The 20,755-nt window shown below is 55.1% G+C and carries 16 protein-coding genes; 6 read left to right on the top strand and 10 right to left on the bottom strand.

What is annotated here, in order from left to right; genetic code table 11:
* Positions 1–85: 85 nt before the first annotated feature.
* The 3 genes from htpG (at position 86) to hemH (ending at position 3,919) form a co-directional block, all read left to right on the top strand.
* On the top strand, positions 86–1,960 hold the full coding sequence (gene htpG / locus AB182_RS19495) for a molecular chaperone HtpG (protein ID WP_047371540.1): 1,875 nt from the start codon (positions 86–88) through the stop codon (positions 1,958–1,960).
* 239 nt (positions 1,961–2,199) lie between these two features.
* A complete protein-coding gene (adk, locus tag AB182_RS19490; protein WP_041852454.1) occupies positions 2,200–2,844 on the top strand; it encodes an adenylate kinase in 645 nt (214 codons plus the stop codon).
* Positions 2,845–2,956: 112 nt separating this feature from the next.
* Positions 2,957–3,919 carry a ferrochelatase gene (gene hemH / locus AB182_RS19485; RefSeq protein WP_047371539.1) on the top strand — a complete coding sequence of 321 codons (963 nt, stop codon included), beginning with the start codon at positions 2,957–2,959 and terminating at the stop codon, positions 3,917–3,919.
* Here hemH and aes read toward each other — a convergent pair.
* A complete protein-coding gene (gene aes / locus AB182_RS19480; protein WP_047373377.1) occupies positions 3,916–4,881 on the bottom strand; it encodes an acetyl esterase in 966 nt (321 codons plus the stop codon). The genes hemH and aes overlap by 4 nt on opposite strands.
* A 157-nt stretch (positions 4,882–5,038) precedes the next feature.
* Here aes and AB182_RS19475 point away from each other — a divergent pair, with 157 nt between their 5' ends.
* Positions 5,039–6,343 carry an inosine/guanosine kinase gene (locus AB182_RS19475; RefSeq protein ID WP_047373376.1) on the top strand — a complete coding sequence of 435 codons (1,305 nt, stop codon included), beginning with the start codon at positions 5,039–5,041 and terminating at the stop codon, positions 6,341–6,343.
* A 141-nt stretch (positions 6,344–6,484) separates the two neighbouring features.
* On the opposite strand, the gene ybaL is transcribed toward AB182_RS19475, so the two are convergent.
* Both ybaL and AB182_RS19465 read right to left on the bottom strand, forming a co-directional pair.
* Positions 6,485–8,161, bottom strand: a complete 1,677-nt coding sequence (gene ybaL / locus AB182_RS19470) for a YbaL family putative K(+) efflux transporter (RefSeq protein WP_047371538.1) — start codon at positions 8,159–8,161, stop codon at positions 6,485–6,487.
* Positions 8,162–8,393: 232 nt separating this feature from the next.
* Positions 8,394–9,614, bottom strand: coding sequence for an MFS transporter (locus tag AB182_RS19465; protein WP_047371537.1), 1,221 nt, complete (start codon positions 9,612–9,614; stop codon positions 8,394–8,396).
* A gap of 168 nt (positions 9,615–9,782) precedes the next feature.
* On the opposite strand from AB182_RS19465, the gene ushA reads away from it, so the two are divergent.
* Complete coding sequence (gene ushA / locus AB182_RS19460) at positions 9,783–11,435, top strand: bifunctional UDP-sugar hydrolase/5'-nucleotidase UshA (RefSeq protein ID WP_047371536.1); 1,653 nt, start codon at positions 9,783–9,785, stop codon at positions 11,433–11,435.
* Positions 11,436–11,955: 520 nt separating this feature from the next.
* Here the strand turns inward: ushA and ybaK are convergent.
* The 3 genes from ybaK to copA form a co-directional block, all read right to left on the bottom strand.
* Positions 11,956–12,435, bottom strand: a complete 480-nt coding sequence (gene ybaK / locus AB182_RS19455) for a Cys-tRNA(Pro)/Cys-tRNA(Cys) deacylase YbaK (RefSeq protein WP_047371535.1) — start codon at positions 12,433–12,435, stop codon at positions 11,956–11,958.
* Positions 12,436–12,621: 186 nt separating this feature from the next.
* Complete coding sequence (locus AB182_RS19450) at positions 12,622–13,422, bottom strand: TraB/GumN family protein (protein WP_047371534.1); 801 nt, start codon at positions 13,420–13,422, stop codon at positions 12,622–12,624.
* A gap of 84 nt (positions 13,423–13,506) precedes the next feature.
* Positions 13,507–16,008, bottom strand: a complete 2,502-nt coding sequence (gene copA, locus AB182_RS19445) for a copper-exporting P-type ATPase CopA (RefSeq protein WP_047371533.1) — start codon at positions 16,006–16,008, stop codon at positions 13,507–13,509.
* Between the two features lie 108 nt (positions 16,009–16,116).
* On the opposite strand from copA, the gene cueR reads away from it, so the two are divergent.
* A complete protein-coding gene (gene cueR, locus AB182_RS19440) occupies positions 16,117–16,539 on the top strand; it encodes a Cu(I)-responsive transcriptional regulator (RefSeq protein WP_047371532.1) in 423 nt (140 codons plus the stop codon).
* Here cueR and AB182_RS19435 read toward each other — a convergent pair.
* The 4 genes from AB182_RS19435 to AB182_RS19420 are packed head-to-tail and all read right to left on the bottom strand — an operon-like array spanning position 16,523 to position 20,745.
* Complete coding sequence (locus tag AB182_RS19435; protein ID WP_047371531.1) at positions 16,523–17,224, bottom strand: DUF3142 domain-containing protein; 702 nt, start codon at positions 17,222–17,224, stop codon at positions 16,523–16,525. The two genes, cueR and AB182_RS19435, sit on opposite strands and share 17 nt — an antisense overlap.
* Entirely contained in the window at positions 17,194–19,350 is a 2,157-nt protein-coding gene (locus AB182_RS19430) for a hypothetical protein (RefSeq protein WP_047371530.1), read from the bottom strand. The genes AB182_RS19435 and AB182_RS19430 overlap by 31 nt, the downstream gene beginning before the upstream one ends.
* Positions 19,351–19,372: 22 nt before the next feature.
* Positions 19,373–19,831, bottom strand: a complete 459-nt coding sequence (locus AB182_RS19425; RefSeq protein ID WP_047371529.1) for an NfeD family protein — start codon at positions 19,829–19,831, stop codon at positions 19,373–19,375.
* Positions 19,828–20,745 (bottom strand): SPFH domain-containing protein, encoded by a 918-nt coding sequence (locus AB182_RS19420; RefSeq protein WP_047371528.1) that lies wholly within the window; start codon positions 20,743–20,745, stop codon positions 19,828–19,830. Before AB182_RS19420 ends, AB182_RS19425 begins: the two co-directional genes overlap by 4 nt.
* Positions 20,746–20,755 lie beyond the last annotated feature (10 nt).

The raw sequence follows: 20,755 nt of genomic DNA, 5'->3' as shown, positions 1-20,755 counted from the left end.
CCTCATCATTTCAATAGCCTGTACATTCGCGGCGCGAAGCGTGGTGGCTATTACTTTTTTAATGGCATTGTTGAGGTCGACTTACATGAAAGGACAAGAAACCCGTGGTTTCCAGTCAGAAGTAAAACAGCTTCTGCACCTGATGATCCATTCCCTGTATTCCAATAAAGAAATCTTCCTGCGTGAGCTTATCTCCAACGCCTCGGATGCGGCGGACAAACTGCGTTTTCGCGCGCTGTCCAAACCGGATCTGTACGAAGGTGATGGTGAACTGCGTGTGCGCGTCTCGTTTAATAAAGACAACCGCACGCTGACCATTGCCGATAACGGTATCGGGATGAGCCGCGACGAGGTTATTGAGAACCTTGGGACGATTGCCAAGTCTGGCACCAAAGCGTTTCTGGAATCGATGGGCTCCGATCAGGCGAAAGACAGCCAGTTGATTGGTCAGTTCGGGGTGGGCTTCTACTCTGCGTTTATCGTCGCGGATAAAGTTACCGTGCGCACGCGTGCGGCTGGCGAAAGCGCTGATAATGGCGTGTTCTGGGAATCTGCGGGCGAAGGTGAATACACCGTTGCCGACATCAACAAAGCCGAGCGTGGTACCGAAATCACGCTGCATCTGCGCGAAGGCGAGGACGATTTCCTGAATGACTGGCGCGTGCGCTCGATCATCAGCAAATATTCCGACCATATTGCACTGCCGGTTGAAATTGAAAAGCAGGAAGACGTCGACGGCGAAACCGTGGTCTCCTGGGAAAAAATCAATAAAGCGCAGGCACTGTGGACCCGCAGCAAGTCGGAAATCAGCGACGACGAATATAAAGAGTTCTACAAACATATCGCCCACGACTTTACCGACCCGCTGGCCTGGAGCCATAACCGCGTGGAAGGTAAGCAAGAGTATACCAGCCTGTTGTTTATCCCTTCGCAGGCGCCGTGGGATATGTGGAACCGCGATCATAAGCATGGCCTGAAACTGTACGTACAGCGTGTCTTTATCATGGATGACGCCGAACAGTTTATGCCGAACTACCTGCGCTTCGTGCGTGGCCTGATAGATTCCAATGATCTGCCGCTGAACGTTTCCCGTGAAATTCTGCAGGACAGCACCGTCACCCGTAATCTGCGTAACGCACTGACTAAACGCGCCCTACAGATGCTCGATAAGCTGGCGAAAGATGACGCTGAAAAATACCAGAGCTTCTGGAAACAGTTCGGTCTGGCGCTGAAAGAAGGTCCGGCTGAAGACAACGCCAACCAGGAAGCGATCGCCAAACTGTTGCGTTTTGCCTCTACCCACACGGACTCTTCCGAGCAGACTGTTTCACTGGAAGACTATATCTCCCGTATGAAAGAAGGGCAGGAGAAAATCTACTTTATTACCGCTGACAGCTACGCCGCTGCGAAGAGCAGCCCGCATCTGGAATTGCTCCGTAAGAAAGGCATCGAAGTTCTGCTGCTCTCCGATCGTATCGACGAGTGGATGATGAGCTACCTGACCGAGTTCAGCGGCAAGCCGTTCCAGTCGGTATCTAAAGCCGACGAGTCGCTGGATAAACTGGCTGATGAAGTGGATGAAACCACCAAAGAAGCGGAAAAAGCGCTGGAGCCGTTCGTTGATCGCGTTAAAACCCTGCTGGGCGAACGTGTGAAAGAGGTGCGCCTGACCCATCGCCTGACCGATACCCCGGCGATCGTCACCACCGATAACGACGAAATGAGCACGCAGATGGCGAAACTGTTTGCCGCTGCGGGCCAGAGCGTACCGGAAGTGAAGTACATCTTTGAACTGAACCCGGATCATCCGCTGGTGAAACGTACCGCCGATACCCAGGACGAGACGAAGTTTGGCGAATGGGTTGAACTGCTGTTGGATCAGGCGCTGTTTGCGGAACGCGGTACGCTGGAAGATCCAAACCTGTTTATTAAGCGTTTGAATACATTGTTAATGTCGTAATTTCACATCCCTCTCACGTTCTCCCTCTCCCCGGTGGGGAGAGGGAATGACGTTGTGCGTTTTTTTCTCCCTTCTCCCGCCGGGGAGAGGGGCGGAGTGAGAGGGCTTGCCGCACTTTTCAAACATTCTTTCTCACTAACCGTTTCAGCCCCGCCGCCTTCCTTGAGCCATATTGATTCTGGTGGTATCGTTTAGCGCTTTTTTGAAAAATTGAATCGACATTTGAGGGGATTTCCGCAATGCGTATTATTCTGCTTGGCGCTCCGGGCGCGGGTAAAGGAACTCAGGCACAGTTCATTATGGAGAAATACGGTATTCCGCAAATCTCCACGGGCGATATGCTCCGCGCCGCTGTGAAATCTGGCAGCGAACTGGGCAAGCAAGCAAAAGACATCATGGATGCCGGTAAGCTGGTGACTGACGAACTGGTTATCGCCCTGGTGAAAGAGCGTATTGCCCAGGAAGACTGCCGCAACGGCTTCCTGCTCGATGGCTTCCCACGCACTATCCCGCAGGCTGATGCGATGAAAGAAGCGGGTATCAAGGTCGATTACGTCCTGGAATTTGATGTACCGGATGAGCTGATCGTTGACCGTATCGTGGGGCGCCGCGTGCATGCCGCGTCGGGTCGTGTCTACCACGTTAAATTCAACCCACCGAAAGTGGAAGGCAAAGACGATGTGACCGGCGAAGAGCTGACCACCCGTAAAGATGACCAGGAAGAAACTGTCCGTAAGCGTCTGGTGGAATATCATCAGATGACGGCGCCGTTGATCGGTTACTACTCCAAAGAAGCGCAGGCAGGTAACACCAAGTACGCAAAAGTTGACGGCACCAAAGCCGTGGCTGACGTGCGTGCAGAGCTGGAAAAAATCCTCGGCTAATCGCCTTTATCCCCGGTGTTCGCCGGGGATAATCTTCCAATCGCTGTGATTGGTTTCGTTTACGCGCTTTTCAGTTACAATCATTAACCAGTTCAATGGTTAAGAGGCGCGAATGAGTCAGACGAAAGCAGGTATTCTGCTGGCCAATCTTGGTACCCCCGAAGCTCCCACTCCCGAGGCCGTTAAGCGCTATTTGCGGCAATTCTTAAGCGACCAGCGCGTCGTCGATACCTCCCGTTTACTGTGGTGGCCGTTGCTACGCGGTGTCATTCTGCCTGTGCGCTCTCCGCGCGTCGCAAAGCTTTATCAGTCCGTGTGGATGGAAGAGGGCTCGCCGCTGATGGTCTACAGTCGCAGACAGCAAGCCGCGTTGGCCGCCCGTCTCCCTGACGTTCCCGTTGCGCTGGGTATGAGTTACGGCTCGCCATCGCTGGCGAGCGCGGTGGAAGAGCTACAGTCACAAGGTGTTGAACATATTGTCGTGCTGCCACTCTACCCGCAATACTCCTGTTCAACGGTGGCGGCAGTATGGGACGAACTGGCGCGTATCCTCGCCCCGAAACGCCATATTCCCGGCATCTCGTTTATTCGCGACTATGCGGATGACCCTGCTTATATCAACGCGCTGGCAAATAGCGTGCGTGCCTCCTTTGCTCGCCATGGCGAACCCGACTTGCTGCTGCTCTCTTATCACGGCATTCCACAACGCTATGCGGATGAGGGTGACGATTACCCGCAGCGCTGCCGGGACACCACGCGTGAGCTGGTCTCAGCTCTGGAACTGCCGCCAGAGAAAGTGATGATGACTTTCCAGTCTCGTTTTGGCCGGGAGCCCTGGCTGACGCCCTACACCGATGAGACCATGAAAATGCTCGGTGAGAAGGGGGTAAAACATATTCAGGTCATGTCTCCTGGGTTTGCCGCCGATTGCCTTGAGACTCTGGAAGAGATCGCCGTGCAGAACCGCGAGTTTTTCCTCGAAGCGGGCGGCGAGAAATATGAATACATTCCAGCGCTTAATGATTCCCCGGACCATATCGAAATGATGGTTCAGCTTACCCGGCCCTACCGTTAACGGTTGTTTTCGCAGAAAAATCGTGCGCCGTCACGTAGCGCACGATCTGCGGTCTCCATCATGCGTGAGTAATGCAGAAACGCGTGCAGTGTTCCCGGATACATTTGATAACGACAATGCGCGTTATGCTCCTGAAGGATTGCGTAGAGGGTTTCGCTGTCATCTATCAAGGGATCATATTCGGCGCTGGCGATAAAACAGGGCGGGATAGCCCGCGTCAGGTCGTTGTTAAACACGCAGTAATAAGGCGATTCGCGATCCTGTTCATCGCGCAGATAAGCCCGATCGTAATCGTGTAAATCTTTCCGGGTTAAGCCATCCCATGTGCCGCCATAGAGCCGGCGGCTTCGCGAATCCTGTAAACCATACAGACCATAGTAGAGCAGTAGCGCTGTCATTTGCCCGCAGTCAATATTGTGATCGCGTATCCACAATGCGGTCGCTATCGCCAGCATTGCGCCAGCAGAGTCTCCTGCGAACCCGAAACGCTGCATATTCAGGTTCAGGGTGTCAGCCTGCTGTGCATAAAACTGGCATACTGCCACGGCTTCCTCAATGGCTTGTGGAAAGCGCGCCTCAGGTGAAAGCGTGTAATCGATCCCGACCACCGTACATTGTGTGTAATGTGCCAGCAGTCGCATGATGCGATCGTGAGTATCAAGATTTCCCAGCACAAAGCCCCCACCGTGAAGATAAAAAAGCGTGGCCGGACACTCTTTTTCTCCCGAAGCGTAGATGCGCGTGCGAACAGAGCCATAGCGCGTGGCGACATCGATGTCTTTGGTCGGCATTTCGGGGCCCCCGGCGTTCCAGTAGCGCCGTTCTTCGTTATAGGCCCGACGCAGAGCGGGATAATCATTGCCATCCGGTAGCGGTGGCGGATTTTCCTGTTGAAAACGTAATATTTGCTGCATTTCAGCAGAGATACACTCAGGAACGCGTATTTTATTCCCTTTATCCATGATGTCCTCCGGTAAACAGTCTTCATTGTAAGGGGCATCACGAGCTGAACCGGGATCTGCGTAGCCGATATTGAACATGTCTGCGGTGTAATGCCGATCGCGAGAGGCAGGGAATGTGCTACCATTCCTGGCCCAATCCTCACCCGTAACGATGACCATGAAATTTCCCGGTAAACGTAAATCTAAACACTATTTTCCTGTTAACGCCCGCGATCCGTTATTGCAGCAAATTCAGCCAGAGAATGAAGCAAGTGCCTCCTGGGTGGTTGGCATTGACCAGACGCTGGTGGATATCGAAGCGAAAGTGGATGATGCGTTTATCGCCCGTTACGGTCTGAGCGCCGGTCACTCTCTGGTGATTGCAGACGATGTGGCCGAGGCGTTGTATCAGGAACTGGTGCGTGAAAACTTAATTACCCACCAGTTTGCGGGCGGCACCATTGGCAATACCATGCACAACTACTCGGTGCTGGCGGATGACCGCTCGGTGTTACTGGGGGTGATGTGCAGCAATATTCAGATTGGTAGCTATGCCTATCGCTACCTGTGCAATACCTCAAGTCGTACCGACCTGAACTATCTGCAAGGCGTAGACGGCGCAATTGGCCGCTGCTTTACGCTTATCAGCGAGTCGGGTGAGCGTACGTTCGCCATTAGTCCCGGTCATATGAATCAATTGCGTCCGGAAAGTATTCCTGAATCGGTTATCGCTGGTGCCTCCGCCCTGGTGCTGACCTCTTACCTGGTGCGTTGTAATCCGGGTGAGCCGATGCCGGAAGCCACCATGCAGGCCGTGGCTTACGCTAAAAAACACAACGTTCCGGTGGTGCTGACGCTCGGCACGAAATATGTGATAGCGGATAACCCTCAGTGGTGGCAAAACTTCCTGAAAGAGCACGTCTCCATTCTGGCGATGAATGAAGAAGAGGCGCAGGCGTTAACCGGAGAAAGCGATCCGCTGTTGGCCTCGGATAAGGCACTGGATTGGGTTGATCTGGTGCTGTGCACCGCAGGTCCGGTGGGGCTATATATGGCCGGGTTTACCGAAGATGAAGCGAAACGCAAGACGCAGCATCCTTTATTGCCAGGGGCTATCGCCGAATTTAATCAGTATGAATTCAGCCGCGCGATGCGCCATAAAGATTGCCAGCGGCCGTTGCGCATTTATTCGCATATTGCCCCGTACATGGGCGGCCCGGAAAAAATCATGAATACCAACGGGGCGGGAGATGGCGCGCTGGCGGCCTTGTTGCATGATATCACTGCCAACAATTACCACCGTATCAATGTGCCAAACTCCAGTAAGCACCAGTTTACCTGGCTGACTTACTCGTCGCTGGCGCAGGTCTGTAAATATGCCAACCGTGTGAGCTATCAGGTGTTGAACCAGCATGCGCCTCGTTTGTCCCGCGGGCTGCCGGAGCGTGAAGACAGTCTGGAAGAGTCGTACTGGTCGCGGTAACGTTGAGTTAAATTGTTACATGGTTTCCCGGATGGCGCTGGCGCTTATCCGGGCTACGATACAGAGGCGCATGCGGGCTACGATTTTCGCCCTCTCCCTGTGGGAGAGGGCCGGGGTGAGAGCATCAGGCCGCACGGACCTTTACCCGGTCATTGACTCAACGACTGGTGGCTTCTCAAGCAATGTCAGCATGGTGTTCGCAATTTCCCGCTCACCCATCACCACCTGGTTTGCCCCACGTTCGACAATGTATTCCACTTCATCGTCATAATGGGCGCGGGCGATAATCTCGATGTTCGGACACTTTTCTCGCGCCGTTGCGACAATCTCACCCGCTTCATAGCCGTTCGGAATCGTCAGCAGCAGCCAGCGGGCGCAATCCAGATGCGCGAGATTCATGATCTCCTCGTTGGCTGCATTCCCCAGCACGGCGCGAATGCCACGCTCGCGCAGTTCATCCACACGGGTACGCGATGTCTCAATCACCACCAGCGGAATCCCCTGGGCCATCAACTTCTCGCCTAACAGGCTGCCGACACGACCAAAGCCAACCAGCAGCGCGTGATTGCAAATATCCACCGGGATCTGCTTCTCTTCCTCGATAGCCTCCTCCAGGGTTTGCTCTTCCAGCGTTTCGGTTTTATCGAGGTATTTTTCCAGCAGCGTGAACAGTACCGGGTTCAGCATAATGGAGAGGATTGCCCCTGCGAGCACCAGGTTTTGCCCTGCCTGGGGCAGTAAATCCAGCGCCATACCCAGCCCGGCGAGGATAAAAGCAAATTCGCCAATCTGCGCCAGACTGGCGGCGATAGTCAGGGCCGTACGCGGCGAGTGACCGAACAGACGTACCAGGAAAAACGCAGCAACTGATTTACCGAAAATGATAATTGCCAGCGTGGCAAGCACCGCCAGTGGCTGATTAAACAGCACCATGGGGTCAAAGAGCATGCCGACGGAGACAAAGAAGAGCACCGCGAAGGCATCGCGCAGCGGCAAGGTATCGTGTGCGGCGCGGTGGCTCAACTCTGACTCGTTCAATACCATCCCGGCAAAGAAGGCGCCCAGCGCGAAGGAGACATCAAAAAGTTCGACCGCCCCGAAAGCGATACCGAGAGCCAGTGCCAGAACCGAAAGAGTAAAGAGTTCGCGCGATCCCGTTGCCGCGCTACGCGCCATGATCCAGGGGACCAGACGCCGGCCCACCAACATCATAATGGCGATAAAGGCGACCACTTTGCCGATGGTGATGCCCATATCGAGGGCCAGCGTCGCCAGCCCCACGTTGCCTTTTTCCATCATTCCGGCAACGGCGGGCAACAGGACCAGCGTCAGAACCATCACCAGGTCTTCGACAATCAGCCAGCCGATGGCGATTTGTCCGCGCTGGCTGTCAATGAGTTGCCGCTCCTCAAGCGCGCGCAGCAGCACCACGGTACTGGCAGTGGAGAGACACAGCCCAAACACAATGCCGGTCATCAGCGACCAGCCTAATGTTGCGGAGAGCGCCATACCCAGAAGCGTGGCGACGGCGATTTGCGCTATCGCTCCGGGAATGGCGATGGACTTTACCGCCATCAAGTCCTTTAAAGAGAAATGCAGCCCCACGCCAAACATCAGCAGGATCACACCCAGCTCCGCCAGTTCCGGCGCCAGCTTAGTATCGGCAACGAAACCAGGGGTAAAAGGTCCGGCCAGCACACCCGCTAACAGATAACCCACCAGAGGAGAAATTCGAAGTTTATTGGCAAGCATGCCGAGGATAAAAGCGAGAACAAGCCCGCCGACAATGGTGGTGATAAGCGGTGTGGCGTGATGCATTCCGTCTCCTTTCGTTAATGCGTGGATCCATTTTGGTTGATTAACCAAAACCCAGGTTACAGTTTATGACAATTTTAACCATTGTGTTTATGAATAATCGTTGAATTCTGAAGAAAATGGCACGTTGGGCGAAATTAAACGGCAACCCGGCCATAGAGAGCAGAGATCCCGTTGTAAGTGCATATTTGACTGAGAAGAAGGGGGCCAAAGCCAGGCTTTGGCCAGAGAGAAATCATGCTTTATGGCGATTATCGGGCAGGAATATGGTCAATATCCCCAGTAATGGCAGGTAAGCACAGATTTTATAGACCAGATCGATACTGGTATGGTCGGCAACGACCCCAAGTACTGCCGCGCCAAGGCCTCCCATCCCGAAGGCAAAACCAAAAAACAGCCCGGAAACCATGCCGATACGCCCGGGAAGCAGCTCCTGTGCGTACACCAGAATGGCGGAAAACGCGGAGGCCAGCACAAAACCAATAATCACCGTCAGTACCCCCGTCCAGAACAACGTTGCATAGGGTAAAAGGAGGGTAAAAGGCGCAACACCGAGGATAGAGCCCCAAATGACATATTTTCGCCCGATCTTATCGCCGACAGGCCCGCCAATCACGGTGCCGGCTGCGACGGCAAACAAGAAGATAAACAGGTGAATCTGTGCATTCTGGATGGATAAATCGAACTTATGCATCAGATAGAAGGTGAAATAGCTACTGATGCTCGCCATATAGAAATATTTCGAGAAAATCAGCACTAACAGAATGCAAACCGCCAGAATTACCTTATTGCGCGGCAGCGGATTGATTATCGTCGCTGCTTTTTTCCCCTTGTTCACCCGGTGCTGCGCGGCATACCAGCGGCTCACCTGCGCCAGTACCACGATAGCCAGCAGTGCCGCGAGCACGAACCAGGCAACATTACCTTTGCCGTAAGGGGCTATGATAATGGCCGCCAGCAGAGGACCCAGCGAGCTGCCGAAATTCCCGCCGACCTGGAAGATAGACTGCGCCAGCCCGTGACGCCCGCCGGAAGCCATACGCGCCACGCGTGAGGATTCCGGATGAAACACCGACGACCCCGTCCCGACAAGTGCGGCGGCGATCAGCACCGTTTCAAAGCTTCCCGACAGCGCCAGCAGGACCAGACCGCTGAGAGTAAAGCACATGCCGATGGGAAGCGACCAGGGCATCGGGTGCTTATCCGTCCAGTAACCGACGATCGGCTGTAGCAATGATGACGACAACTGAAAGGTCAGGGTTATCATCCCAATCTGTAAAAATGAGAGGGAAAATTCATTTTGCAACAAGGGATAAATCGCCAGAATCAGCGACTGGATCATATCGTTAAGTAGATGGGAAACGCTAATCGCACCAAGGATGCCAAAGGCGGTGCGAGCCTTAGGGACTGCCCCGGAAGACGGGGTCAGTGGCTGAGGAGTTTCACTGATTGCCATAAATACTCTGTCAGGTTTAGCGATGTAAGAATTGTCAGAACTGAAATAGTTATCTGGCTAACATACCTGCGGATAAGGTTTGAAGGAAGTCGCAATTCTGAAAACTTATTTGTCTATTCTTTCCGGGCACAGTACTTTTGCGTTTGTTAATGAATCAGGGAGAGAAGCATGAAATTGTTAAAAAAGAGCATGGTGCTGGCGCTGCTGGCCGCCTTTACGCTGGCAAGTGGTTCGGCTCAAGCCTATGAGCAGGACAAAACGTATAAGATAACCATCCTTCATACCAACGATCATCACGGCCACTTCTGGCGCAACGACTATGGCGAATATGGCCTATCTGCACAAAAAACGCTGGTGGACGGTATTCGCAAAGAGGTAGCGGCAGAAGGCGGCAGCGTCCTGCTGCTTTCCGGCGGCGACATCAATACCGGTGTACCGGAATCCGACCTGCAGGACGCGGAACCTGACTTTCGCGGCATGAACCTGATTGGCTATGACGCCATGGCCGTGGGCAATCACGAATTTGATAACCCGATGAGCGTGCTGCGCCAGCAGGAAAAGTGGGCCAAATTCCCGTTCCTTTCCGCCAACATCTACCAGAAAAGTACCGGTGAGCGTCTTTTTAAACCGTGGATGATTTTTGACAGGCAAGGGCTGAAAATTGCCGTGATCGGTTTAACCACCGATGACACGGCAAAAATCGGTAATCCCGAGTATTTCACGGATATCGAGTTTCGCAAACCGGCCGACGAAGCAAAGCTGGTGATTGAAGAGCTGCAACAAACCCAGAAACCGGACGTCATTCTTGCCACCACCCATATGGGGCACTATGACAATGGCGACCATGGTTCCAATGCGCCGGGCGATGTAGAAATGGCGCGAAGTCTCCCGGCCGGATCGCTGGCGATGATTGTGGGTGGTCACTCACAGGACCCGGTGTGTATGGCTTCGGAGAATAAAAAGCAGGTGAATTACGTTCCGGGTACGCCCTGTGCGCCGGATCAGCAGAATGGTATCTGGATTGTTCAGGCCCACGAATGGGGCAAGTACGTGGGGCGTGCAGACTTTGAGTTTCGCAATGGCGAAATGAAGCTGGTGCGTTATCAACTGATTCCGGTGAACCTCAAGAAGAAGATCACTTACGATAACGGCAAGAGTGAGCGCGTACTCTATACCCCGGAAATTCAGGAAAACCAGCAAATGCTCTCCCTGCTGACGCCTTTCCAGAATAAAGGAAAAGCGCAGCTGGAGGTCAAAATCGGCAATACCAACGGTCACCTCGAAGGCGACCGCAGTAAAGTCCGCTTTGTCCAGACCAACCTGGCGCGTCTGATTCTGGCCGGGCAGATGGCGCGTACCAATGCTGACCTGGCGGTGATGAGCGGCGGCGGTGTGCGTGATTCCATCGAAGAGGGTGACATTACCTATAAAGATGTGCTGAAAGTTCAGCCATTTGGCAACACCCTGGTCTATGCGGATATGAGCGGTAAAGAGCTGGCGGACTATCTCACTGCGGTAGCGAAAATGAAGCCGGACTCAGGGGCTTATCCGCAGTTTGCCAATGTCGGGTTTGTGGCGAAGAACGGCGTACTGAGCGACCTGAAAATCAAAGGTGAGGCTATCGATCCGGGCAAAACCTACCGTCTGGCAACGTTAAGCTTTAACGCCACCGGTGGCGATGGCTATCCGCGCATTGATAATAAACCGGGATACGTGAATACCGGCTTTATTGATGCCGAGGTGCTCAAGCAATTTATTGAGCAGAACTCGCCGCTGGATGCGGGGGCTTACGAGCCGAAGGGTGAGGTGAGCTGGCAGTAATGTTGCCCTCACCCAGGCCTTCTCCCTGAGGAAGAGGCCAGGGTGAGTGGGAAAATGCGGCTCTGGTGGTCATTCCGTTCACCGTATGTTCCTTGCTTTTCTATCGCGACAGAACCCGTGAACGTGCCAGGGTGGCTCACCGCCACCACCCTGGCGACCCGGGCTCCCGGCCAGGAAAATCGCCGCTGGCGCGCCATTATTCGCCCCATCCCTGGGGCTCACCCCTACGGGGCTAGCGCAAGCGCTATTCAAAATTGCTCTCGGCAATTTTGTCGTCTTATGCCGTCTGACTTTCGGGTCGGGGACCAGCCTGCGTCCTTGCAGGCTATCCCCTCCGCCCGCGTCCCTGCGGGCGGCCCCGGTCAGCCGTCAACGCCTCATCGATTTTCAGCCGGACCCTGTCATCGCTGTAACGGTTTTATTCTCATTATGCGGTGTTACCGCTGTAAAACGTAATATTACCGGGATTCCTCAGCCCTCAGGGCGAGGGCGGGGTGAGGGAAACACCTGCGCTGCATCGTTAATCCCGGCGGGCGATATCGGCAAACTTCGCGTCCAGCATTTTTGCCAGATCGCTTGCCGCCAGTTCAATATCCAGCCCGCGTTTGCCGCCCGAGACAAAGATCGTGGCGAATTCCTGTGAAGGGGCGTCAATCAATGTGGGCAAACGTTTCTTCTGCCCCAGTGGGCTGATACCGCCTACCAGATAACCGGTTGTACGCTGCGCCACCATCGGGTCGGCCATGTCTACCTTCTTCGCGCCCAATGCTTTCGCGACTTTTTTCAGATCCAGTTGACCGGCAACCGGCGTCACCGCAACGGCCAGATGCTTCATATCGCCATTGACCGCAACCAGCAGCGTTTTGTATACCTGATCGGCGTTCAGACCAAGTTTTCGCACCACTTCGTCTCCAAAATTTGTCTCGTTTGGATCGTGGTCATAGGTATGTATCTGGTAAGGAACCTTGTTTTTTTCTAACAACTTAACGGCGGGAGTCATAGCAATCCTTCAAACCACAGTGATTTCACGCGCCCAGCTTACGCCCGATTTATCACGCAAAAATAGTACTATCTTGCGCAATAGTATTGGCAGTGACGAAAAGTTTGAGCGACAATCCGCTAGTCCGAAGCACGAGCTTCGGTATAACTATAAAAACTGAAATTCCTCTTTGACGGGCCAATAATCTTATTGGCCATTTTTTTGCGCTAACAGCGACGGCAAATTCCCTTCACCGTACAAATGCAGTGCGCCTGCGGCGACCACATAACGCCCTGGTGGCAGTGCCAGCAGTCGTTCACACCAGGCGCGGTTACGCTGATGCATCAGCACATCATGCAGCGACTGACTGAACGTTGACGGTAGCGACAGCGGCTCACGGGTGGGTGGCGATTCCAGCCACCAGCTCATCATGACCTGAAGCAGGCGCGCATTTTCACGCCAGTGGGTCAGCGTATCCTGTAACAGTTCAAGACCGTCATCCGCCAGCTGGCGCAAAATAGCGACCTGATTCTCCGTACCTTCCAGTTCAATCACTGGCGTTGAGAACTGACGTGCGGCCTGTAGCAACTGGTAATCGATGCCGTAGTCGGGGCGAAGGCCCAGCCGCTGTGCCTGCACTGCCTGTAACACCAGGGCGATATGCCAGGCGGGACGCGTCTCGAATTCATCCTGCGACAGATCAAGACCTTCGATAGTCTCTCTTAACTGGATGAGGAGCTCAGGGCTAAGGCGTTCTGACAGGGGCGGGCTATCGGGGATATCGACAAAGGGTGAACCGCCGCTGGCGACATCGGCTTCGACAATCAGCGCATCGGCTTTGCGCAGTTTTTGCAGCAGTCGGGCGGGCAGGGGAGACATTCCCTGGGTACCCATATGGATGCTGCCAATCAGATGCAGATGACGATTGCCCGACAACGTAATATCGACAGCGGGCCATGGATAACGGCGCGTGCGAAAAAAGCTTTTTAACCAGTCAAACAGGCCCATGCGCGCTTCCTGAAATGAAAACGCCATGCTAGCGCGTAGGGGAGAAAGGTGCAATTGCCCCGCCGGATGGCGGGGCGGCAGCGGTTAGTCTTTTGGCCTAAAGCGCAGCAGGCGGTTGGCATTGCTCACCACGGTAATGGAGGAGAGCGCCATGGCGGCACCCGCCACCACCGGGTTAAGCAGGGTTCCCGTCAGTGGCCATAAGATCCCGGCGGCAATGGGAATGCCTAGCGAGTTGTAGACAAAGGCACCAAGCAGGTTTTGCTTCATGTTGCGCAGTGTCGCTTTCGAAATCGCCAGCGCGTCCGCAACGCCCGTCAGGCTGTGGCGCATCAGGGTGATGGCGGCGGTTTCAATCGCGACATCACTCCCGCCGCCCATGGCGATACCGACATCCGCCTGAGCTAGCGCCGGAGCATCGTTAATGCCGTCGCCGACCATCGCCACCCGGCGGCCTTCGCGCTGCAATTTCGCAATGGCGTCAGCCTTACCATCCGGTAAAACGCCGGCAATCACCTCATCAATCCCGGCCTCTTTTGCGATGGCTTTCGCCGTTGTGGGGTTATCTCCGGTGAGCATCACCAGGCGATACCCGGCACGATGCAGGCGTTGAAGGGCACTGACACTGTCCTCTCGCAGCGGATCGCGAATGGCAAGCAGCGCGGCAATTTTCCCATCAACAGCCAGCAGGACGGGGGTTGCCCCTTGTGCGGCCTGTGATGCCATCTCGTCTTCCAGTTCGCGTACGGTGACCTGCTGTTGTGACAGCAGCGCCTGATTGCCAAGCAGTAAGCTACTGCCTTCTGCTTCGCCGCTCACGCCAAGGCCACGCAATGTGCGGAAGTTCTGCACGCTCGGCAGTCTCTCCTCGCCTGTTTTTTCGAGGATAGCATGCGCCAGCGGGTGGCTTGAGCCTTGTTCCAGCGCGGCGGCAAAGCGCAGAGCCTGATGTTCGGTAAAGCCATTCGCCGTTTTGATGGCTACCACTTGCGGTTTGCCGCGAGTCAGGGTGCCGGTTTTATCAAATACCAGCGTATCAAGAGTGCTGGCCCGTTGCAGCGCATCGGCATCACGCACCAGTACGCCAAACTCCGCCGCACGACCCACGCCCGAAATAATCGACATCGGCGTTGCCAGCCCTAACGCACAGGGGCAGGCGATAATCAGCACCGTGGTGGTGATCACCAGCGTATAGACGATTTGCGGCGCCGGGCCGAAGAAATACCAGATAGCGCCGCTCAGCAGGGCTATCGCCACCACGACGGGCACAAACACCGCCGAAATTTTATCCGCCAGTTGGCCGATTTCCGGTTTGCTGCTTTGTGCCTGACGCACCATGCGAATAATGCGCGATAGCGTTGTCTGACTGCCCACCGCGCTGGCGGTAAACAGCACACTACCGTCCTGCACCACCGTTCCGGCGTGCACGGCATCCCCAATGCTTTTCTCCTGCGGAATGGGTTCGCCCGTCAGCATGGCTTCATCAAACCAGGCCTCGCCCTGGCTGATTTCCCCATCGACAGGCACCCGATCGCCAGTGGTTAAGCGCAGTGTCATACCGGGGTGAACCTCGGCGAGGGGCAGGGTTTTCTCGCCCTCGTCGGTCACTACACGGGCGGTGGGGGGCGTCAGATCGAGTAATTTTTCCAGCGCTTTTGAGGAGCGCTGACGCGCGCGCGCTTCCAGCATATGGCCGAGGTTGATCAGACCGATGATCATCGCACTGGCTTCATAATAGAGATGGCGCGCTTCCATCGGGAACCACTGTGGCCAGATATTTACGCTCATCGAGTAAAGCCAGGCCGCACCGGTACCGAGCGCCACCAGGGTGTCCATGGTAGCCGTGCCGTTGGTCAGGCTTTTCCATGCGCTACGGTAAAAGTGGCCGCCCGCGACAATCATTACGCCCAGCGTCAGTACGCCAATAAACAGCCATAGCGTGCGGTTAGCGTCGGTGACCATCATGTTGTCACCCACCATCCCCCAGACCATCACCGGTACGCCGACCAGCAGGGCGACGATGGCCTGCCAGCGAAAACGTTTCATGGTGGCAACGGCCGTTTCCTGCTGACGTTCGCGACGTTTTATATCGTCTTCAATGGCTTCCGCACCGTAACCGGCGCCTTCGACGGCGCTCACCAGGGCCTGTGCGGAGGCGCTGCCCATCACCAGCGCAGTGCGCTCCGCCAGATTAACCCGTGCCTGTGTGACGCCCGGAACCGCCTGTAGCGCTTTCTGTACGCGGGAGACACAGCTGGCGCAACTCATGCCATTAATTAACAGCTGCTGGCTGTCATCAAGGTCATCCGTTGCCGGAAGCTCAGGGGTGGCCGCTGTCAGTGCTTCCGACGGGGTTGATGACTCTGCCAGCGGTTTAGCCTTTGGGTGGCTAATGCTCGCTCCGTACCCGGCTTGTTTAATGGTATCGATAAGCGCAGCGGCATCGGCGCTGCCGGTGATTTGCGCATGGGTGAGGGTAACGTCTGCCTGCTCAACATCAGCACGTTGTTCCAGGCTCTCTTTAACGCGTTTAACGCAGTGGCCGCAGGACAGCCCGTCCAGCTCCAGCTCTGTAATGTGAGACATAATTAATTTCCTGTATGATAGGTCGTATAAAGATTGACCTGATTAATCACATGTACTAACTGTGTTACAGGTTAAACCTTCCATCAAGGGGAAGGTCAAGGGGGGAATGTGAATATCAGTATTGTGGCGAAAAAGACCGGATTAACCAGCAAAGCGATTCGCTTTTATGAAGATAAAGGGCTGGTGACGCCGCCGCTGCGCGGGGAAAACGGCTACCGCAGCTACACGCAGCAACACATCAATGAATTGACACTGCTACGCCAGGCACGCCAGGTGGGATTCAACCTCGAAGAGTGTGGCGAACTGGTGAATCTGTTTAACGATCCGGCCCGTCACAGCGCGGATGTCAAAGCCCGCACACTGCAAAAAGTGGCGGAAATTGAGCGCCATATTGTTGAACTGGAAGCGATGCGTAAGAAGCTCATATCGTTGGCGGAATCCTGCCCTGGGGATGACAGCGCCGATTGCCCGATTATTGATAATCTCTCCGGCTGCTGCCACCACCGGGCACATGCTAAGGGTTCAGCATAAAGATCACCGTGCCGCGATACCATGGCGAGGCGGCAAGGCGCTGTTCCTCATGCGGATCCCAGACGCCGTTTTGCACGCGTCCGATTTTAAACGGGATGCGTAATCCGGCCAGCGCCGGAAGGTAGGCTGTGTAATCTTCTACGGTATTGCGACCCTGATAGCTTTGTACCACTAGTTCATCCACCGGCAGGGCGTTCAGTGTTTTCACACTGCCGGTTTTCGCCCAGTCCAGCAGGCCCGTGACTCCCAGCGCAAACTGCGGCGAAAGGATTTCCCGCAGCCGGTGCAGAAACTGCGCGTAATGATCGAGGCGGTACGTTGCGGCATCAAAATCAATCTGCAGACCTGCCACATTGTTTCCGGCGGCCTGCCAGCGCAGCAACAGACGGTTCAGGCGCGCCAGCATCTCATCGGAAACATCGAGCGTCGTCAGGCGTACGGTCAGCCAGATTTGGGGAAACGTCAGGCGGCTAACCGGCAATCCTTTGCGCTCAAATACGGCGGTGCCTGAGAGGGTAATCACATCGCCCTGATGCAGATAGACGGTGCGGGCGTCGCGCAGCGCAGCGCCTGTTTTGACACCCGACCATAACCAGAAATCCTGCCCGTCTGCGGCATTTGCCACAGACATAAACAGGGAACTGATAAACGCGATCACCAGTAATACTTGAGGCTTTTCGCCCATACACTTCCCGGATAATCGCGCTTGAGTTGCTGGAACCAGGCTTTACGCACGGCTTTATCAACATCCTCGCCGCCGCAATCGTTGTAGCCCGATGGCGCATAGCACATCACCGCGCGGTAAAGCGCATAACTTTTGTCTTCCGGTTCTGCTTTCGCGTCGTTAATCACCTGTTGGTACCATGCCAGACGATGTGGTTTCCCGGAAAAATCATCCTGCCGGGTGGCGACATCAAGCGCATCGTTGCCGCCACGGTCTTTCGCCAGGCTGATTTCGGTTTGTGTGGTGCGGAAAAACTCACCCAGGCAGTTAAGGGCATGGCTATCCTGAGGATTATTACTCAGCACACCAACGGTCTCGTTCAGTGATGCGCAGGCATAGGCTTTTTCGGGGTCTGTGCCTGTCCATCGAAAGACGCTGACATCCACATCGTCAAACGCTTCGCCGGGAATGGCGGCTGTAATGGCCGTGAGCAGGGATTTATCCTGCAACCAGTCAGCATAGTGGCCCTGTGCCAGATCCTGTGTCAGCAAGGTATGCAGGGCAATGGTGCGTTCTTCGTTGTTTGGCCCCTTACTCGCCTGCTGACGTAGCAGCTCAGGCGAGGCTTTGGTTTTCAGCACCAGTGAACGATAGCGCAGGTTGGTTATCCGGCTATCCGGCTCGAAAATTTTATCCAGCGCATTGCTGTTGACCAGCGTAGCCGCCAGTTTTGCCTGGATCAGTTGCTGCTGCTCCGCATCTTTGCTGAGATCCAGCAGATGCAACCAGTGATCGCGTGCGGCATCCCATTGCTTCTGGCCCATCAGCGCATCGCCGTACAGCGCCTGTTCGCTAAACGCGAGAATATTGTGCTCGGGCAGGTTTTGTGCCGGGGTAATGTCTTTTACCACCGTCGCGTAATCCTGTTTGTCGTAAGCCAGCATCAGGCGCAAATAGTTCCACAGGTCGGCACGCTTGTTTTTCTCGAAATCGGCTTTGAGGCCGTCGAGATACGCCTGATCGACACAATGAGCGTGATTTTCGCACTGCGTATCGCGCATCAGCCTTAGCGTCTGGATAAAGGTCAGCAGCGACGCATCGGGCGCACTCAGAAAATAGCCGTCTCCCCAGGTGAGGTCTTTACTGAGTAGCTTGTTATCGCTTTCGTTAATCAGGGCGCTCAGCGCATCGCTGTCGCCAGCCTGCGGCAGGATGTGTTCATAGAGTGTTGCCAGGGTGTTCCAGTCCTGCAAATACCAGTTGATACGACGCAGCAGCCCCTGCGTCGAGTCGGCGTATTTTCCCTGCGGCCATTTTTTGAGGTAGTTATTCGCGCCGTCCCGCGCCTGTTGCGCCAGGGTCTTATCCACTTTAGTGACGTCGAAATCACCGTATTCGCCGTTGGCATTCTCACTGCTGGCGTTGAGCGCATTACGCATCAGCATGTAGCTGGCGGTTTCGGCGATCCACGGCTGCGGGTTCGTGCTAAGGGCGGCAAAGCGCTGTCCCGCGTCGGTGTAATTCCCGGCGTAAAATTGATTGGCGGCCTGCAAATAGTCGCGAAACGCGGCGGCGGAGCCATCCGGTACGCTGAGCTTGTTAAGTTCATCCTGGGCATTGCTGCTGCCATCGACAAGCAGACGCGTCTTCGCCAGCGTCTGGCGCAGCTCGGGGGTAAGAGACGTATCGGCAATCAGCGCGGCGAAGAAGTCAGACAGCGTATCAGTGTTCAGCGATACAAAACGGTTTTCGTTTTCGTCCTGTAGCGACGTCAGGTGATTGATCGACTCGGCATCAAGGCCCAGGGTTGCGATTTGCTGGCTGAGGGGATCCTCGCCGGATGTCGTATCCGTGTCGTCATCCACCGGGGGATCGTAATCCAGCATATGCATGCCGAAATAGAAATCCCGGCTGCGGGTGATATCCGTCGGGACAGGCTGGCGCAGGGACGAAAAGCCTTTTTGCTCATCCAGCAGTCGCAGCAGGTTATCGCGGGTGTCGTTTGCCACGCCAAGAACTGGCGGGCTGACCAGAAAACAGCCCGGGCTTGCCCAGGCACAAGAATCCATATCCATAGACGCCAGCGCAGCGCTGCTGGCGGCAAATGAGAGGCACAGGCCCAGCGTGAGGTGGCTTTTTTTCACCATCGTTCCTTGCGTATTATAACGATTATTCGACCGCAGCTTTGACGCGCAGCGTAATGCCTTCGACGGCAATAACTTCCACTTTACTTCCTGCCGGTAAATCAGACTCGGCGCTCACCGGCCATGAGCTGTCCCCCACCCGCATATGACCGCGTCCGTTGACCAGCGCATTATCCAGGATAAAACGACGCCCAACCAGTTGCTGCCCGCGCTGATTAAGCGACGCATCCGCCGGTTTTTGTTCGCGCACCCGTCTGGAAAGCCACAGCCACCACAGCCAGGCGGCGATAAGCGTGAGGACCGCGAAGATTACCCCCTGTAATTCCCAGCCAAAGGGAACCAGCCATACCAGCAGGCCAGTGACTACCGCCGCCACGCCGCTCCACAGCAAATAGCCGTTGCCGCCGAGCATCTCAGCGGCCAGAAGCAGGCCGCCGAGACTTAACCAGAAAATGTACGCATGTTCAAAGAGCAGGGCGATCATGGTTTTTTCCGTTCGCTGGCGCTGTCTTTAACCAGTTCGGCGACCCCTGCGATGGAGCCCATCAGGCTGCTGGCATCCAGCGGCATCATCACCACCTTACTGTTATTGGCCGAGCCAATTTGCTGCAGCGCTTCGGTGTATTTCTGCGCCACAAAGTAGTTAATGGCCTGAATATCTCCGGCGGCAATCGCCTCGGAAACCATTTTGGTCGCACGCGCTTCTGCTTCCGCCGAACGTTCACGGGCCTCCGCTTCAAGGAAGGCCGACTGCCGTTCACCTTCGGCTTTGAGGATTTTGGCCTGCTTCTCACCTTCCGCTTTGACGATTTCCGCCTGGCGAATCCCTTCTGCTTCCAGAATATAAGCACGTTTGGTTCGTTCGGCTTTCATTTGGGCGTTCATGGAAGAGACCAGTTCTGCCGGTGGGCGAACATCGCGAATTTCGATACGGGTGACCTTAATGCCCCACGGATTGGTGGCTTCGTCCACGATATGCAACAGGCGAGTGTTGATGCTGTCGCGCTGAGAGAGCATTTCGTCGAGCTCCATCGAGCCGAGCACGGTACGGATGTTGGTCATGGTGAGGTTAATGATCGCCAGTTCCAGATTGCTCACCTCATAGGCGGCTTTCGGGGCGTCGATAACCTGGATAAAGCACACCGCGTCGATGGTGACATTGGCGTTATCTTTGGAGATGACTTCCTGAGACGGGATATCGAGAACTTGCTCCATCATATTGATCTTACGACCAATGCGGTCCATAAACGGTACCACGAGACTCAGACCCGGCTGGAGCGAACGGGTATAACGACCGAAGCGTTCCACCGTCCACTGATATCCTTGCGGAACGATTTTGACACCCGCGCCTACAATGACCAGCGCGACGAAGATAAGAACGGGGATGACAATGAGCATCAAATAAACC

It is taken from the genome of Phytobacter ursingii (genome assembly GCF_001022135.1).
Classification (GTDB): domain Bacteria; phylum Pseudomonadota; class Gammaproteobacteria; order Enterobacterales; family Enterobacteriaceae; genus Phytobacter; species Phytobacter ursingii.
The sequence above is the reverse complement of the archived record's forward strand: the minus strand, read 5'-3'. Positions and strand labels throughout refer to the sequence as shown.

Excerpts from the sequence above, each read along its gene's own strand:
- htpG (WP_047371540.1), top strand. The coding sequence starts at position 86 with ATGAAAGGACAAGAAACCCGTGGTTTCCAGTCAGAAGTAAAACAGCTT.
- adk (WP_041852454.1), top strand. The coding sequence starts at position 2,200 with ATGCGTATTATTCTGCTTGGCGCTCCGGGCGCGGGTAAAGGAACTCAG.
- hemH (WP_047371539.1), top strand. The coding sequence starts at position 2,957 with ATGAGTCAGACGAAAGCAGGTATTCTGCTGGCCAATCTTGGTACCCCC.
- aes (WP_047373377.1), bottom strand. The coding sequence starts at position 4,881 with ATGGATAAAGGGAATAAAATACGCGTTCCTGAGTGTATCTCTGCTGAA.
- AB182_RS19475 (WP_047373376.1), top strand. The coding sequence starts at position 5,039 with ATGAAATTTCCCGGTAAACGTAAATCTAAACACTATTTTCCTGTTAAC.
- ybaL (WP_047371538.1), bottom strand. The coding sequence starts at position 8,161 with ATGCATCACGCCACACCGCTTATCACCACCATTGTCGGCGGGCTTGTT.
- AB182_RS19465 (WP_047371537.1), bottom strand. The coding sequence starts at position 9,614 with ATGGCAATCAGTGAAACTCCTCAGCCACTGACCCCGTCTTCCGGGGCA.
- ushA (WP_047371536.1), top strand. The coding sequence starts at position 9,783 with ATGAAATTGTTAAAAAAGAGCATGGTGCTGGCGCTGCTGGCCGCCTTT.
- ybaK (WP_047371535.1), bottom strand. The coding sequence starts at position 12,435 with ATGACTCCCGCCGTTAAGTTGTTAGAAAAAAACAAGGTTCCTTACCAG.
- AB182_RS19450 (WP_047371534.1), bottom strand. The coding sequence starts at position 13,422 with ATGGGCCTGTTTGACTGGTTAAAAAGCTTTTTTCGCACGCGCCGTTAT.
- copA (WP_047371533.1), bottom strand. The coding sequence starts at position 16,008 with ATGTCTCACATTACAGAGCTGGAGCTGGACGGGCTGTCCTGCGGCCAC.
- AB182_RS19435 (WP_047371531.1), bottom strand. The coding sequence starts at position 17,224 with ATGGGCGAAAAGCCTCAAGTATTACTGGTGATCGCGTTTATCAGTTCC.
- AB182_RS19430 (WP_047371530.1), bottom strand. The coding sequence starts at position 19,350 with ATGGTGAAAAAAAGCCACCTCACGCTGGGCCTGTGCCTCTCATTTGCC.
- AB182_RS19425 (WP_047371529.1), bottom strand. The coding sequence starts at position 19,831 with ATGATCGCCCTGCTCTTTGAACATGCGTACATTTTCTGGTTAAGTCTC.
- AB182_RS19420 (WP_047371528.1), bottom strand. The coding sequence starts at position 20,745 with ATGCTCATTGTCATCCCCGTTCTTATCTTCGTCGCGCTGGTCATTGTA.